We start from the raw sequence: 14,979 nt of genomic DNA on the forward strand, positions 1-14,979 counted from the left end.
CTCCCGGCCGGCCCCGCCGCACGAGAGACTCCGGCCCCGCCGCACCCCTCCGACTCCGACTCGACCTCGAAGAGAGCGCCATGACGAGCACACTCACCCCGCCGACCACGGCGACGCCCCCCGCGGGGAAGCGGCGCCCGGCGCCCCGACTCCCGCTGACCTTCCGCCAGCGCGCGAGCCGCTTCGACGTGAAGGCCTCGCCCTACCTCTACATCTCGCCGTTCTTCCTGCTCTTCGCGCTCACCGGCGCGTTCCCGCTGGTCTACACGCTCGTCGTGTCGCTCTACGACTGGCAGCTGCTGCAGGGCCAGGGCGACTTCGTCGGGTTCGCGAACTTCGCGGCCGTGCTCGGCGACCGCTTCTTCTGGAACTCGATCGTCAACACGCTGAGCATCTTCCTGCTCTCCACGATCCCGCAGCTCGCCGTCGCGCTGCTGCTCGCGGCCGCCCTCGACCAGGCGCTGCGGGCCAGCACCTTCTGGCGGATGAGCGTCCTGCTGCCGTACATCGTCTCGCCGGTCGCGGTCGCGCTGATCTTCTCGAGCGTCTTCAGCGACCAGGAGGGCCTGATCAACAACCTGATCGGCCTGGTGGGCATCAGCCCGATCGAGTGGACGAACGACCGCCTCGCCAGCCACGTCGCGATCGCGACGATGGTCAACTGGCGCTGGACCGGCTACAACGCCCTCATCCTCCTCGCCGCCATGCAGGCCGTGCCGCGCGAGCTGCACGAGTCGGCCGCGATCGACGGGGCGAACGCGTTCCGCCGCTTCCGCTCGATCACGATCCCCAGCATCCGACCGACCCTGATCTTCGTGATCATCACCGCCACCATCGGCGGCCTGCAGATCTTCGCGGAGCCGCGCCTGTTCGACGTGTCGAACGCGGGCGGCATCGGCGGCTCGGACCGGCAGTTCCAGACCACCGTCCTCTACCTCTGGGAGATGGCGTTCTTCCGCCAGAACTTCGGCGAGGCGGCGGCGATCGCGTGGCTGCTGTTCCTCCTGATCGTGCTGATCGGCCTGCTGAACTTCGCGATCTCGCGGCGGATCGCCTCCGTCGAGAACCGGATCTCGCAGCGCTCGAAGCGCCGCTCCGCCCGCCCCGCGACCGCCGACGAGATCGCTTCCGCGGACCCCCTGCTCACCACCACCGGCCTCGGCCAGAACGAGAGCGAGCGATGACCGCCCCCGCCACCTCCGCCGCCTTCCCGGTGCGCCGCGTCCGCGCCTCCCGCGCCGGCCGCGTCGACCGGCCCGGCTTCCTCACCTACGGGCTGCTGAGCGCCTTCATCCTCGGCTCGACCTACCCGCTGTGGTGGTCGTTCGTCGTGGCGAGCGGCTCGAACGCGACCCGCAGCGAGACCCTGCCGCTCGTCCCGGGCGGCAACTTCCTCGCCAACGCCTCGCAGGTGCTGACGGCGATCCCGTTCTGGACGGCGCTGCTGAACAGCGTCATCGTCTCGGGGATCATCACGCTGTCGGTCGTGTCGTTCTCGACGCTCGCCGGCTACGCCTTCGCGAAGCTGCGGTTCCGCGGGCGCGACGGCCTGATGATCGGAGTCGTCGCGACCATGGCGATCCCGACGCAGCTGGGCATCATCCCGCTGTTCATCCTGATGCGGCAGCTCGGCTGGACCGGCTCGCTCGGCGCCGTGATCGTGCCGACGCTGGTCACCGCGTTCGGCGTGTTCTTCATGCGGCAGTACCTGGTCGACGTGATCCCGGACGAGCTGATCGAGGCGGCGCGCGTGGACGGAGCGAACCAGTTCCGGACGTTCCTCACCGTCGCCGTCCCGGCGGCGCGACCGGCGATGGCGATCCTCGGGCTCTTCACGTTCATGATGGCCTGGACCGACTTCCTCTGGCCGCTGATCGTCCTCAGCCCCACGAACCCGACCCTGCAGACGGCGCTCGCGCAGCTGCAGTCGGGCTACTACGTCGACTACTCGATCGTGCTGGCCGGCGCCGTGCTCTCGGTGATCCCGCTGCTGGTGCTGTTCCTGCTCGCCGGACGCCAGCTCATCGCGGGCATCATGAGCGGAGCGGTGAAGGGCTGACGCCCGGAGACTCCCGCGGGACCGGGTCGGGGGACATCGGACCGCGGGACGGGGGCCTCGGACCCGGGGCCGTGGCGCTCCGGGTCCGGGGATCGAGGTCGGGGAGCGTGCCGCCCGGCCGCGAGCGGTCGACGGTCCCTCCGGAACGGGCCGCGGCCGATCGTCGCCCCGGGAGCGTCCGACCGCCGGGCACTGCTCCTCGGCGTCCGCGCCCCGTTCGACACCTCGTCGGAGGTGTCCTCCCGCCGCCTAGGCTGGCGCGGAGGAGGCGACATGGAGCCGAAGGACCGGCGCGACGAGGACCCGTCGAGCGAGTCGGCGCAGCCGCGTCCGGCGGACGGCCCGACCCCGTCGGAGCAGGCGCTGCGCGCCATCCGCGACGTCGCGAACGGGGCGGATCCGACGAGCGAGGCGTTCCGGCTGTCGAACGACTTCACCGACCGGCAGGCCGAGCGGTTCCGCAGCTTCCTTTCCCGCTTCCGGCGCGGGCGCTGACCGTCACGGTGCTCCCCGAGACGGGCTGACCCGGAAGGGCCGATCGGATCGGGCCGGGAGCGTCCGTCGAGGCGGGGACCGCGCGCGTCCGCCGGATCTCCGTGATCCCACCGACGCGGGCCTCGGTCGGCGGGGACGACCATGACTGAGTGTCCAGACGTCCTTCCCGCTCCTCGCAGGCCGCTCCCGCTCCGCTCCTCGTCCGCCCGCTCGGCTCGAGGGGCCCGGAATGAGCGGGAGCGCGCGCCGCAGCCGCGTGAGGATGCGGACGACCGCGGTCGCGCCCGGCGTCCTCTTCGTCGAGGGGCCGCTGTCGAACTGGACGGTCCTCACGGGGCACGGCTCCGTCGAGCTGGTCGACTGCGGCTATCCCCGCGACCTGCGGCTCGTCGAGAGGTCGATCGCGCTCGCGGGAGGGCGGATGCAGGACCTGCGGAGGATCCTGATCACCCACGGCCACTCGGACCACCTCGGCAGCAGCCGTCTGCTGGCGCGGACCCGCGGAGTCGCGGTGGCGACAGGCCCGGTGGAGGCGGCGAACGTGCGCCGGGAGATCGAGGAGCAGGTGACACTGCGGGAGCTCCTCCCGGTGCTGCACCGACCGCGGACGATCGACTGGGTGCTCCGCGCCGTCGCGGCGGGCGGCCTCGGCCGGGTCGGGGTGCCGACCGCCGTCGAGCTCGCCGGCACGGAGCTGGCGCTCACCACCGGGCACACCCTCCGCGTGGTCCCGAGCCCCGGGCACACGAGCGGGCACACCGCGTACCTCGAGCCGTCCGCGGGAGTCCTGATCGCCGGGGACGCGCTGGTCACCGGCCATCCCCTGCTGGACTCCGACGGCCTGCAGCTGCTCCCCGGCTTCTTCCACGCCGATCCGGACGAGGCCGCTGCCGCCGGGCGGCACCTGCGCGAGCTGCCCACGCACTGGATCCTGCCCGGGCACGGAGCGCCGCTGAAGGTCGGCGAGGCGGCAGCGTGACCGCGGCGCCGGTGCGCGCGGGCGACCGGCTGCTCCTCGACACCCCTCTCACGGCGGTGGCGGGGCTCACCTGGGCGACGGTCGAGCTCGTCGAGCACCACTCGGCGCCCGGGAGCCTCCCCTGGAGCACGGGCGGCTCGTTCCCCTTCCGGGTGGGCTACCGGATCGACCGGCCGGCGCCGGGGGTGGAGGCGGTCCGCGGCGTCGTCTGGCTCGCCGCCGACGGCACCGACGCGACCGGGGCCGTCCGTGCCGTGGACCGCGTCGTCCGCCCGGGAGCGGCTGCGCGGACCGGCGACCGGTGATCGCGGGGCTCCGCCGGAACGCGGCCTCTCGCGGCTGACGGACCCCGGACGTCTCAGCGGACGCCGGCACTCACCGAGCGCTCGACGGCGTCCGCCGCGGCCCGCACCCCGTCCTCGCGGGCGAGCGCCGCGCCGACGGTTCGCGCCCGCCTCCCGGCCTCCTCCCTGAGCAGGGGCCGGAGCGCGGCGACGAGCCGGTCGGCGGAGAGGTCGACGAACGCGAACGTCGACCCGACCCCGAGCTCGGTCACGCGGCGCCCCCAGAACGGCTGATCGCTGAAGACGGCGGCGATCACGGTCGGGAGGCCGGCGATCAGCGACTCCGCCGTGGTCCCCGCGCCGCCGTGGTGGACGGCCGCGACGCAGCGGGGGAGGACGGCGCGGTGGTCGAGAGCGCCGACGACGCGGAGCCGGTCCCGGGTCGAGGGCGCGCGGTCGGCGAAGTCGCTCCAGCCCGCGCCGACGAGACCGCGGACCCTGAGGTCGCGGCACACCTGGTCGAGCAGGGCGAGCACGGGGCCGGGCTCGCCGACGGGCATGCTCCCGAAGCCGAAGAACACCGGGGGGTCGCCCGCGTCGAGCCAGGCGTCGAGGGAGTCGTCCGCGCCCGCATCGCCCCACAGCGCGTGCTGCTCGGGTGTCGCGCGGATGAACCCGGTGATCGGCCGGCGCTCCGGCCACCCCTCGAGGCCGGGCACCAGCACGGAGCTGTACACCTGCAGTTCCCAGGCGCCCCGGTCCGCGAGGCGCCGGCTGACCGGCAGGGTCGTCGGAGGGAGGCCGAGCGCGAGCCGCAGGTCGTTCACGTAGCCCGCCGTCGCCCGCCGCTCGACGCGATCGGCGATGAGGTGCGTGAGGCGGGGGAGAGGGCGGGGGAGTCTCCGGGCGGTCACGGTGACGGCGGGGTAGCGCGGGTTGGAGCGCCGCGGCACGAAGTGCATCCCGATGACGGGGATCCCCGCGGCCTCCGCGATGCACGAGGCCTCGTCGAGGACGAGGTTGGCGGCGAGGAGGAGGTCGGCACCCGCCGCCGCCCGCACCATCGCGGGCTGCAGCACGCTGCTGAGCTCGACCTTCTGCCGCAGCAGGCCGCGGAGGTAGCTCCGGGTGTCTCCGGAGGCGAGCCACGCCTGCCCCTCGCCCGACTGGAGGAACGCCCGCACGTCGAAGCCGAGCGGGACGGCGTCGAGGCCGAGCGCGGACGCCATCGGCACGAGGTCGTCCGGTGCAGCCACCAGGACGTCGTGTCCGCGCTCGCGCAGCTCGGCGGCGAGGACCACCATCGGCTGGACGTCTCCTCGAGACCCGACCGCCAGGACCGTGATGCGCATGGATGCTCCCTCCGCGACGTCCGGCCGGAGTCCGGCCCGCCCGCGCTCTCTGCGCGGGCCGTCGTGGGAACGGTAGGAACGCGGTCGCCGTCGGGGCGTCCGTGGAACCACGGCTGGGCCGGGTGGAGGGGCGGACCTGTCACCGTTCCCTCCGCTGCCGCCCGGTCGGCTCCCAGCCGGCGCGGAGCGGTCTCGGTGGGACCACGGACGGCCGGACGGGCCTCGTCGCGGTTCACTGCTCGTGTCCCCGTCCCGAGCACCGTCCGGAGTCCTCATGAGCGCATCACCCGCAGCCGCGGCCCACCTCGATCTCGGCGGGATCACCCTCGACTACCTGCCCGACGGCGAGTTCCGCGCGGAGCCCGGACTCGCCTACCCCCGCGGAGACGACGCGCTCGCCGCCGACGGCCCCGACGTCCTCGACGACGACGGCATGCTCGTGCTGAGCGTCGGAGCGGTCCTGGCCACCACTGCGGACCGCAGGGTGCTGATCGACGCCGGCATCGGCGACCGGACCATCCCCCTCGTCCGGCCGGGGGCCGTCCGCGACGCGTACATGCGCGGAGGCGCGCTGCTCGAGAGCCTGGCCGCTCTCGGGCTGGAGCCGGCCGACATCGACGCCGTGCTGATCACCCACCTCCACGCCGACCACATCGGCTGGATCGGCGGCGAGACCGTGGACGGCGTGCCCACGTTCCCGAACGCCGAGTACTGGCTGGCGGCGGACGAGTGGGACTTCTGGAGCCGGCCCGAGAACGGCGGAGAGGCCGTGGGGCCGCGGCCGAACGAGCTCCGTCTGATCGACGCGCGGCGTCGGCACTTCGTGGAGGGCGAGGAGCCCGTCGCCGGGGTCCGGGTCGTCCGGACACCGGGGCACACGCCGGGTCGCGTCGGCTTCGCCGTGGAGGGGAGCCGCCTCCGCGCGCTCGTCGTCGGCGACGCGGTGCACTGCCCGGCCGAGATCCTCCGTCCGGAGCTGGTCTGGGTCGGGGACCACGACGGAGCGGAGGCGGTCCGCACGCGGCAGCTCCTCGCGGAGCGGGTCGGAGGCGGGGACGTCGTGCTCGTCGGCCCGCACTTCCCCGACGCCGTCTTCCGACGGTACGACCCCTCCGCGCCGCACCACCTCGCCGGACTCGCGACCTGAGGCCCGGCCGGGAGGGCTGCACGGAGTTATTGACTGAAAGGTCTACATCGGCGTAGCGTTCAAGACTGATCGGTCAACAACCCGGGTGGCTTCATCAGGCCCAGAGATCGGCACGGCGCTCCCTGCCCGGCCCGCCTCCCCCGGAAAAGGACCGCTTCCGCCCGCGAACCCCGAGCAGCAAGGAGACCACTCATGACCAGCACCGTTCCTCCCGCCCTCCGCCGTGGCGCCCTCCCGTCGCGCACCGGAACGCTCCCCCTCGTCGACGCCCCCGCGATCGTCGGAGCGCTCTCGTGAGCGGGCCCGGAATCACGGCGCGCCGCGGACGGGTCGGAGTCGCGGCCGTCGCCCTCGGCTCGTTCGCGATCGTCCTCTCGGAGTTCCTGCCCATCGGCCTCCTGCCCGCGATCGCGTCCGACCTCGACGTCGGGATCGGGACCGCCGGCTCGGTCGTCGTCGTCACCGGCCTCTTCGCCGCCCTCGCCGCGCCCCTCGTCACGGTCGCCACCTCGCGGTTCGACCGCCGCACCGTGCTCGTCGCCCTCAGTGCACTGCTGGTCGTCTCGGACGCGCTCGCGGCCCTCGCTCCGACCTTTCCCGTGCTCCTGGCCGCCCGCGCACTCCTCGGCGTCAGCCTGGGCGGATTCTGGGCGATCGGCATGGGGATCGGCGCCCGGCTCGTGCCGCCGGCCGGAGCCGTCCGAGCGGTGTCGATGATCACCGCCGGCATCTCGGTCGCCACCGTCGTCAGCCTCCCGCTGTCCGCGGCCGTCTCGGCGCTCGCCGACTGGCGCCTCGCGTTCGTCATCGGCGGCGCGATCGGGCTGGTCGCCCTCGCCCTCCAGCTCGCGACCCTGCCGCCGCTCCCCTCGACGGAGCGCGTCCGATTCGCCTCCCTCGGCGGACTGCTCCGCGTGCCGCGCGCCCGCGTCGGACTCCTCGGCGCCGCCGTCCTGTTCTTCGCCCAGTTCGCGGCGTACACCTACATCACGCCCTTCCTGCAGACCCGTGCCGGGCTCGGACCGGAGGCGGTCACGGTCGCACTGCTGCTGTTCGGCGTCGCCGGGATCGCCGGCAACTTCACCGCCGGAGCGACGGTGACGCGGAGCGTGCGCGGCACGACGGGGACGGCGCAGATCGCGCTCGCCGCGGCGGTCGTCCTGCTGCCGTTCCTGGCGCCCTCGAGCGTCGGCGTCGTCGCGCTCGTGCTCGTCTGGGGCTTCGTCTGGGGAGGCCTCCCGCTCGCCCTGCAGACCTGGATGTCCACGGCGACCCCCGCCGGATCCGAGACCGCACTGGCGCTGTTCGTCACCACCATCCAGCTCGCCCTCGCGGCCGGCTCCATCGTCGGCGGCGGCGTGGTGACCGCGACGGGCCTCGACGGGGACTTCCGCCTCGCCGGGGGCATCGCGCTCGTCGGCGCGCTCGCCTTCCTCGCGCTCACCTCGCGGCGCCGGTCGAGCGCGCCGTCGGACGCCGCCGCCCGCAGCGACCGGGGCGCCGCGAGCCCGCGCGCGGCACTCCCGCGACGCTGAGGCGCAGGTGAGGAGCCGTCCGCGGTCCCGGTTCCGGGATGCGAGCAGCCGTCCGCGGTCCCGGTGCGGGAGGCGCACAGCCGTCCGCGGTCCCGGTTCCGGGAGGCGCGGGCGGTGCCCGTCGTTCCGCCCAGCCGCGAGGAGCGCAGCGGACCCGGCGTCCGTCTCCTCCGCATCGCGACAGCCGCTCCGTCACCCCCTCGAATCCGCGCGTCCCGCGCACCCCGCGTCGTCCGGACGCCCCGCCACCGCCCCACCGCCACAGGAGGACCGTCCATGACCTCACCCGCTCCCCGCTCCGTCGGGTTCACCGTGCTCGGGCCGATCTCGGCCGTCGCGGAGGGCGCCGACCTCGATCTCGGCTCGCCGCAGCAGCGGGCCGTCCTCGCGATCCTGTTGCTCGCCGACGGCCGCCCGGTCGACGTCGACACGCTCGTCGACCGCATCTGGGGGGCGACCCCGCCCCGGAGCGCGCACGGAGTCCTGCGGACCTACGTCTACCGGCTCCGGCGCGTGCTCGCTCCTCACGCCGGCGCGGACGGGCCGGGCATCGAGACCGACGGCGGGTGGTACCGGATGCCCCGGGGCGGCGTCGATCTGGACCTGACCGTGGTCGAGCGGGAGCGCCGTCTCGCCCGCGAGCTCGAGCGGGCCGACGACCCGGCCGGCGCTGCCGAGCGGCTCGGCGCCGCGGCGGACCGGTGGAGCGGCACCCCGCTCGCCGGGCTGCCCGGGGAGTGGTTCGAGGACCAGCGCCGGCGCCTCCTCGAGGTGCGGAACGAGATCGCGCTGGAGCTCGCCGGGCTCCGGGTCGGCCTCGGGCGGCACGACGACGCCCTGCCCGGGCTGCGCCGCCTCGCCGAGGAGCGACCGCTCGACGAGAAAGTCGCCGCGCTCCTCCTGGAGACGCTCCGGGCGCTCGGACGCCGCAGCGACGCGCTGGGCGCCTACGACGCGCTCCGACGACGGCTCGCCGAGCAGCTCGGAGTCTCGCCCGGCGCGGCGCTCCAGCAGCTGCACCGCGACCTCCTCGAGGACGATCCCGCTCGACCGCCCGCCGGTCCGGTCGCCCTCTCGGCCTCCGTTGCGCGGCCGGGTGGGACGCCGGGCCACGCCGTCGCACCCGCGCAGCTGCCACCGGACCCGGCCGACTTCGTGGGGCGGGCCGAGGAGATCCTCCGCATCGAGCAGGCCGCGGCGGTCGGCTCCGGCCAGGGGGTCGTCGGGATCACCGGGCTGGGCGGCATGGGCAAGACCGCGCTCGCCGTGCACGCCGCCCACCGCGTGCGGGCGGCGTTCCCCGGCGGGCAGTTCTTCGTCGACCTCCGGGCGGCGGGAGGCCACCCCCGCACCGCGGCCGGCGCGCTGCTGTCGCTCCTCGAGGGCGCCGGAGTCGCCCGCGCCGCGGTCCCCGACGGCTTCGACGAGCGCACGGCGCTGTGGCGGTCCGTGACCGCGGACCGGCCGGTGCTGCTCCTCCTCGACGACGCGGCGAGCGCTGCCCAGGTCCACCCCCTGATCCCCACGGGCGCCGGCTCGCTGACCGTGGTGACGGCGACCAGGCGGCTCCTCGACGTCACCGGGGCGCGCTGGATGAAGCTCCTGCCGCTCGCCCCGGAGGAGTCCGTCGAGCTGATGGGGCGCCTCGTCGGCCGTGAGCGCCTGGCCGCCGAGCCCGGCCCCACCGCGAGGCTGGCGGCCGCGTGCTCGCACCAGCCCCTCGCGGTCCGCGTGGCGGCGGCCCGCCTCGCGGACCGTCCGGCGTGGAGCGTCGCGCAGATCGAGCAGCAGCTGTACGACGACCTCGACCAGCCGGTCGTGATGCACGCCGACTGCAGGATCGTGGACGCCCCGTTCCGCCGCGCGTCGGCCGGGCTCCTGGAGGACCGCCGGGCGGCCTTCCACGCGCTGTCCCACCTGACCGAGGAGGCCTTCTCCGTCGAGACCGCGGCGCAGGTCCTGCACCTGGAGGTGTCGGCGACGCGCGCCGTGCTCGAGGACCTGGTCGACGCGCACCTCCTCCTCGACGCCGCCGGCGGCCGCTACGGCTTCTTCGCGCTGGTGCGCGCCTTCGCGCGGCGCCAGCCGCTGCGGCAGGAGGTCGCCTGAGGCGGATCGGCCTCCTCGGGGTCCCGGCCGGAGTCTCCGGGATCCCGCCGGGGTGAGGACGGCGGCCGGGTCCGCGGATCCGGCCGCCGCGGGCGTCAGGAGATCGCGGCCAGCAGGACCAGGGGGTCGCCCTCCATCCAGCGGCAGTCCATGACGAAGCGCTCCACCCGGTGGCCCTCGGGCGTGACGCGGACGTGGAAGGTCCAGGTGTTGCCCATCAGGGCGTGCCGGGTCGCCGTCGCGACCGGCCCCTCGCCGGGGAGGAAGTGCTGCGCCAGGGCGTAGGCCTCGACGAGGTACCCGTCGCCGCGGCGGCTCGCGGTGACGTTGCTCACCGCGTGCATCGTGTCGAGCGGGCCGACGGCGCCGATCATGGTGGGGATCACGGTCCCGCTCCCCTGCAGGACGGGGAACTCGAGCCCGATCCTCGTGGTCGCGGGCGTCATGTCAACCACGACGTCGTCGGTCAGGAGGTCCTCGAGCACGGACGCGTCGGCGGTGTCGAGGGCGCGCGCCCAGAGCAGCGGGATGCGGCCGAGCTCCTGCTCGACCGCGAACGGCAGGGCGGCGGTGGCGGTGGTGGTGTCGGTGGTGGCGGTGGTGCCGGTGGTGGTCACGGTGGTGCTCCTTCGGTCGGTGGTGGTCGTTCGTGCGGGTCGGTGGTGCGGGTTCACGGGCGCGGGGCGGGACGGCGCTCGCCGGACGGCGCGTGCTCGAGCAGGGGCGTCTGCGCCCGGAAGAGGTCGCCGGGATCGACGGCCGCCTTCACCCGCAGCAGCCGCGCCCAGTCGTCCCCGGAGAACGAGCGCTCGGGGTGCCCGTCGTCCGGGGCGAAGTTGACGTACCGCGCGCCGGTGCTCCACGGGCGGAGGGCTTCGATCAGCGCGCGCGCCTGGGCGACGCCGTCGGCGTCGTCCTCGGGCATCCCGATGGACACGGCCCAGAGGACGTAGGCGGCAGAGCCTGCGGAGACCGCCCCGGCTCCGGCCCGCGGCGCGGCGAACGCCCCTCCGAGGTGCCGCAGCTCGACGATGTGGAGACCGGTGCCGCTCGCCGGTCCGACGGTGTCGAGGAGCGCGCGCTGCGCGGACGCGTCGAGGCCCGCGAGCAGGGAGGTCTCCTCCGAGAACGGCGCCGGGTCGGTCGGGTCGTTGTGGATGCGCTCGAAGTCCTCGGACCGCGTCTCCTCCACCGTGTCGGCGAGGACGGGCGCCGCGTCGCGGAGCGGAGCCAGGAGCGCCGCAGCCGTCGCCGCGTCGCCGAGGTGCGCAACCCGGACGTGCAGCACGGACCTCCCGGCGAGCAGCGGCGGCACACCGGGCACCGGCGGCAAGCGGAGGAACGCCAGCGACAGCGTGAGCTCGTCGGGCGCCGATGCTGTCGCCGCGGCGAACGCGGCGAGGACGGCCTCGGCGTGCTCCCCGTCGAAGAACAGGCCGCCGCCGATGAACCGCTCGACGGGGAACAGCTCGATCTCCATCGAGGTCACGACGCCGAGGCTGCTCCGGCCGCCGCGCAGGGCCCAGAAGAGGTCGGCGTGATTATCGGCGGAGGCGCGGAGCAGCTCGCCGGAGGCGGCGACGACGTCGAGGGCGACGACGTGGTCGGACCCCCAGCCGTACCGGCGGCCCAGCACGGGGCTGAGGCCGCCGCCGAGCGTGAAGCCGACCGCGCCGACGTGGCCGGAGGACCCGTGGACGGGAGTGAGGCCGTGCTCCGCGGTGCGCGGCACCACGTCGCTCCAGCGCGCGCCGGCGCCGATGACGGCCCGTCGAGCCGCGGGATCGACGTGCACGTCCGTCATCGCCGCCGTCGAGACGAGCAGGCCGTCCCGCATCGGGCGGGTCGCGTGGTGGCCGGTGGCGACGACGGCGACGGGGAGGCCGTGCGCCGCGGCGAACGAGACCGCCTCGACGATGTCGCCCGCGCTGCGCGCCGTCACGACGACGTCGGGACGCCGGTGGCCGGCGAGGTTGTAGCCGGCGCAGGCGGCCGCGTAGCCGTCGTCCTCGGGTGTCAGCGCGGCGCCCTCGAGAGCGGCGCTCAGCGCGGCGACGTCCTCGAGGAACGCGGCGCGGGAGTCGGAAGCGGCACCGGCGGTGCGGTGGTCAGTGGTGGGGGGCATGTCCGTCCTTCGTCGTGGGTCCGCCCGGAGGGGGCGGTCGTGAGGAGTCGACCAGTCGGCCGTCGACGTCCGGTCGACGGGCTGTCGACGACGGTGCGACGGCGTGGATCCGCGCCCGGACCCGGCGGATCGCGGCCGCAGCGCACCGGGACCGGGTTCCGCGGCCGGCATCCCTCCCGGCCGCTCCTCCCCGCTCACGCCCGCTTCCGCAGGTCGCCCAGGACGAGGTGCTCGATCTCGCCGAGCACCTCGTCGGCGGCCGACAGCGCTGCGATGCGCGCGGCGGCCGTCCGGGCGCTCGCGCGGAACCGGTCGTCCTCGAGGACCCTCCGGAGGGCGGGACCCGCCTCCTCCGCTGCGGCGACGGTGATCGCCGCACCCGCTGCCGTGGCGCGGGCCGCGTTGACGGCGTGATCCGCGCCGAGCGGCATCACCACGAGGGGGACCCCGGAGACGAGGGCCGCGAGGACGGTGCCGGCACCGCCCACTGTCACAACGGCGTCGGCGTCCGCCAAGAGCTCGGCGAGCGGACGGAAGGGCACGTTCTCGACGCGCACGGGGGACTCCGGCGCCCCCGGCCGCGCCCGCACGCCGTTGACGGCGGTGGCCACCAGGTCGATGCGGAGACCGTCCCGCTCCATCGACGACACCAGGGCGTCCAGGAGCGGCTGGCTGGTGAAGACCGTTCCCATGGTCAGGAGCACGCGCGGCCGGTCGCCGTGCGCCGGCCGCGGCGCTCCGGGCGAGCCCGCGGCCTCGTGCGCCGACGGGCGCAGGGGGATGCGGTATCCGGTGCGGACGCTCGCCGGGTCCTCGAGGAACGCCGGGTAGACGTCGATCCACGCCGCGGGGGCCGGCAGCACGACACCCCGCGCGGCGGCGGCGCGGGCGGAGGCCGCGGCGATCGCGGTCCGGACCGCCTCGGGGCGCTCGGGTCCGAACGTGTGCCTGACGAACGGCACTCCGAGCGCCTCGGCGACGTAGGGTCCGACGTGATCGAGGCTCTCGCTGATCACCAGGTCGGGGCGCCAGACCCGGGCGGCGCTCACCGCCTCGTCCACCGTCTCGGCGACCCGGCGCACGGCGAAGAACTCGGCGATCGTGGCGGGATCCGGAGCGGTCGCGGGGCTCGCCCCGGTCTCCTCCTGCATCGCGGTCATCGCCGCGAGGGTGGGCGGCCCTGCAGGCAGGATCTCGAGGTCCGGCCTCCCCTCGGCGAGGACGAACGCCGCGGCGTCGGCCCCGGTGAGGACGGCGACGCGGTGCCCGGCGGCACGCGCGGCCCGCATGAGCGGGATCATCGGGACGAGGTGCCCCGGGAGCGGGTTGGCGGAGAAGACGATGCGCATGAGTGACCTCGATCGGGGGAGCGGGCGGGTGAGAGGGACGTGCGGGGGACGGGCTCGCCGGGCTGCGGCGGTCAGGACGGGGCGCCGAGGGCGAGCGCTCCCGTCAGCAGGAGCGCGTAGACGAGCGAGGCGGTAGACGACAGCTGGAGGGCGGCGATGAGGCGCGGTGCGTCCGCCGGACGCGAGCCGATCCGGACGGCGGGGACCGCCGGTGCGAGGGCCGACGCGGCGACGAGCGCGAGCGGATGCTCCGGCGCGAGGACGGCGAGGAGAGCGAACGGGGCGAGCAGGAGGACGGCGTAGAGCACCCGCGCGGTGCGCTCCCCGACGACGACGGCGAGGGTCCGCTTCCCGGCGAGGCGGTCCGCCTCGGCATCGCGGATGTTGTTGACCATCAGGACGCCGCAGGCGAAGGATCCGGCGGCCGTGGCGGCGATCCAGCCGGGACCGGTGAGGCGGTCCAGCTGCACGATCTCCGTGCCGAGGACCGCGACGAGCCCGAAGAACACGAAGACCGACACCTCGCCGAGCGCCCGGTAGCCGTAGGGGCGCGCGCCTCCGGTGTAGAACCATGCGGCGACGATCGTGGCGGCGCCGACCGCGAGCATCCACCAGAGCCCCGTGAGCAGGACGACCGCCGTCCCGCTGACCGCGGCGAGCGCGAGGAACGACAGGGCGACTCCGAGCACGGCGGCCGGGGCGGCGGTCCCGGCTCCGGTCAGCCGGGCCGGTCCGCGCCGGAAGCGGTCGGTCCCGCGCACGCCGTCGGAGTAGTCGTTGGCGAAGTTCACGCCGATCTGCAGGCAGAGCGCGACCGCGAGGCACAGCGCCGCGATCCCCGGATTCCGGCCGCCGGCCGCCCATTCGGCGATGCCGCCGCCGGTGCCCGCGATCGCCGCTCCCGTGCCCAAAGCGACGGAGCCGATGCTGAGGGGGAGGGTCCGAGGACGCGCGCCGCTGATCCACTGCGCAGGGGAGGCGCGGAGAGCGCTCCGGGCGGCTGCGGTGGAGGGGGACTGCTCCGAGAAGGAGTCGAGGGCGGGCTCGTGTTCCGGCATGGAGGCGATCGTCGTCCGCTGCGCCGGGGCCGGCGTCCGTGCGATCACGGAGGTCCGTCGCCCTCATCCTGTGGGGTGATCACGATCGTCCGGACGGTGCTCGACACCTGTCGTCCATCGTCGGAGGCTGATCCCGGACGGTCCGCCGCTGCGCCCGCCCGGGACGCTGCACGAAGGAGACCCCATGTCCATCACCGGCCGGAGCACATCGACCGCACCGCACACCGATCGCCTGAACACCCTGTCGATCGCCGGCTTCGTGCTCGCGTTCGTCCTCAACGTCGTCGGCCTCGTGGTGTCGCTGGTCGCGCTCGCGCAGATCCGCCGGACCGGAGAGCGCGGACGCGGGCTGGCGATCGCCGGCGTCGTCGTCGGCGGCTTCTGGTTCGTCCTGTTCGGCGCCGTCTTCGCCGTCCGCCTCCTCGTCGCCCCGCACGGACTGTGAGCCGGAGTGCGCCCCGGCGTCGATCCGTCGTCGACGCGACGT

The 14,979-nt window shown here is 75.0% G+C and carries 14 protein-coding genes; 9 read left to right on the forward strand and 5 right to left on the reverse strand.

Going from position 1 to position 14,979, the window contains the following annotated elements:
- Positions 1-80: 80 nt before the first annotated feature.
- From GTU71_RS13025 to GTU71_RS13045, 5 genes are all read left to right on the forward strand, one after another.
- Positions 81-1,184: a sugar ABC transporter permease gene (locus GTU71_RS13025; RefSeq protein ID WP_159940405.1), complete on the forward strand. Its 1,104-nt coding sequence runs from the start codon at positions 81-83 to the stop codon at positions 1,182-1,184.
- Positions 1,181-2,059: a carbohydrate ABC transporter permease gene (locus tag GTU71_RS13030; RefSeq protein WP_104223961.1), complete on the forward strand. Its 879-nt coding sequence runs from the start codon at positions 1,181-1,183 to the stop codon at positions 2,057-2,059. The genes GTU71_RS13025 and GTU71_RS13030 overlap by 4 nt, the downstream gene beginning before the upstream one ends.
- Positions 2,060-2,332: 273 nt before the next feature.
- On the forward strand, positions 2,333-2,554 hold the full coding sequence (locus GTU71_RS13035; RefSeq protein WP_159940407.1) for a hypothetical protein: 222 nt from the start codon (positions 2,333-2,335) through the stop codon (positions 2,552-2,554).
- Positions 2,555-2,783: 229 nt separating this feature from the next.
- Positions 2,784-3,533 carry an MBL fold metallo-hydrolase gene (locus GTU71_RS13040; RefSeq protein WP_244230556.1) on the forward strand — a complete coding sequence of 250 codons (750 nt, stop codon included), beginning with the start codon at positions 2,784-2,786 and terminating at the stop codon, positions 3,531-3,533.
- Complete coding sequence (locus tag GTU71_RS13045) at positions 3,530-3,838, forward strand: hypothetical protein (protein WP_159940409.1); 309 nt, start codon at positions 3,530-3,532, stop codon at positions 3,836-3,838. Before GTU71_RS13040 ends, GTU71_RS13045 begins: the two co-directional genes overlap by 4 nt.
- A gap of 53 nt (positions 3,839-3,891) precedes the next feature.
- Here the strand turns inward: GTU71_RS13045 and GTU71_RS13050 are convergent, their stop codons facing one another.
- A complete protein-coding gene (locus GTU71_RS13050; RefSeq protein WP_159940411.1) occupies positions 3,892-5,169 on the reverse strand; it encodes a glycosyltransferase in 1,278 nt (425 codons plus the stop codon).
- A gap of 274 nt (positions 5,170-5,443) precedes the next feature.
- Here GTU71_RS13050 and GTU71_RS13055 point away from each other — a divergent pair, with 274 nt between their 5' ends.
- The 3 genes from GTU71_RS13055 to GTU71_RS13065 all read left to right on the forward strand — a co-directional run bounded on the left by GTU71_RS13055 (position 5,444) and on the right by GTU71_RS13065 (position 9,960).
- On the forward strand, positions 5,444-6,316 hold the full coding sequence (locus GTU71_RS13055; protein ID WP_159940413.1) for an MBL fold metallo-hydrolase: 873 nt from the start codon (positions 5,444-5,446) through the stop codon (positions 6,314-6,316).
- Positions 6,317-6,609: 293 nt separating this feature from the next.
- Complete coding sequence (locus tag GTU71_RS13060) at positions 6,610-7,851, forward strand: MFS transporter (protein WP_244230557.1); 1,242 nt, start codon at positions 6,610-6,612, stop codon at positions 7,849-7,851.
- Positions 7,852-8,127: 276 nt separating this feature from the next.
- Complete coding sequence (locus tag GTU71_RS13065) at positions 8,128-9,960, forward strand: BTAD domain-containing putative transcriptional regulator (RefSeq protein WP_104282845.1); 1,833 nt, start codon at positions 8,128-8,130, stop codon at positions 9,958-9,960.
- Between the two features lie 95 nt (positions 9,961-10,055).
- Here the strand turns inward: GTU71_RS13065 and GTU71_RS13070 are convergent, their stop codons facing one another.
- The 4 genes from GTU71_RS13070 to GTU71_RS13085 all read right to left on the reverse strand — a co-directional run bounded on the left by GTU71_RS13070 (position 10,056) and on the right by GTU71_RS13085 (position 14,492).
- Positions 10,056-10,577 carry a nuclear transport factor 2 family protein gene (locus GTU71_RS13070; protein WP_159940415.1) on the reverse strand — a complete coding sequence of 174 codons (522 nt, stop codon included), beginning with the start codon at positions 10,575-10,577 and terminating at the stop codon, positions 10,056-10,058.
- Positions 10,578-10,630: 53 nt separating this feature from the next.
- A complete protein-coding gene (locus tag GTU71_RS13075; protein WP_159940417.1) occupies positions 10,631-12,085 on the reverse strand; it encodes an FAD-binding oxidoreductase in 1,455 nt (484 codons plus the stop codon).
- A gap of 194 nt (positions 12,086-12,279) precedes the next feature.
- Positions 12,280-13,434 (reverse strand): glycosyltransferase, encoded by a 1,155-nt coding sequence (locus GTU71_RS13080; RefSeq protein WP_104282848.1) that lies wholly within the window; start codon positions 13,432-13,434, stop codon positions 12,280-12,282.
- Between the two features lie 71 nt (positions 13,435-13,505).
- Positions 13,506-14,492: a 1,4-dihydroxy-2-naphthoate polyprenyltransferase gene (locus tag GTU71_RS13085; RefSeq protein ID WP_104282892.1), complete on the reverse strand. Its 987-nt coding sequence runs from the start codon at positions 14,490-14,492 to the stop codon at positions 13,506-13,508.
- Between the two features lie 184 nt (positions 14,493-14,676).
- On the opposite strand from GTU71_RS13085, the gene GTU71_RS13090 reads away from it, so the two are divergent.
- Complete coding sequence (locus GTU71_RS13090; RefSeq protein ID WP_159940419.1) at positions 14,677-14,937, forward strand: DUF4190 domain-containing protein; 261 nt, start codon at positions 14,677-14,679, stop codon at positions 14,935-14,937.
- Positions 14,938-14,979: the final 42 nt, after the last annotated feature.

The sequence above is a fragment of the Rathayibacter sp. VKM Ac-2762 genome, from assembly GCF_009866585.1.
Lineage (GTDB): Bacteria > Actinomycetota > Actinomycetes > Actinomycetales > Microbacteriaceae > Rathayibacter.